The sequence below is a fragment of the Herbaspirillum sp. WGmk3 genome (assembly GCF_023952535.1).
Lineage (GTDB): Bacteria > Pseudomonadota > Gammaproteobacteria > Burkholderiales > Burkholderiaceae_D > Herbaspirillum > Herbaspirillum huttiense.
In genome coordinates this window covers 1-246 of record NZ_JAKYWT010000135.1, presented here as the reverse complement: position 1 = coordinate 246, position 246 = coordinate 1, and the positions used below count along the sequence as shown (strand labels likewise).

Genomic DNA, 246 nt, shown 5'->3' with positions numbered 1-246 from the left:
GATACAACCGGCTTCGCCGACCGCCACCTTGGCACGACGAATGTAGTCGAGCAGCGAGGTCTTGCCATGGTCGACGTGACCCATGACGGTCACGACCGGCGCACGGGCGACCGACTCGCCTTCGAACTTCAGCAGCTCGGCCAGCTGTTCTTCCAGCGCGTTGTCGCTGACCAGCTTGACCTTGTGGCCCAGTTCTTCGGCGACCAGTTGAGCGGTCTCCTGATCCAGCACCTGGTTGATGGTGAC

The 246-nt window shown here is 62.2% G+C and carries 1 pseudogene; it reads right to left on the bottom strand.

What is annotated here, in order from left to right:
- A pseudogene (locus MKD49_RS26215) lies at positions 1-246 on the bottom strand (translation initiation factor IF-2); the annotation flags it as partial.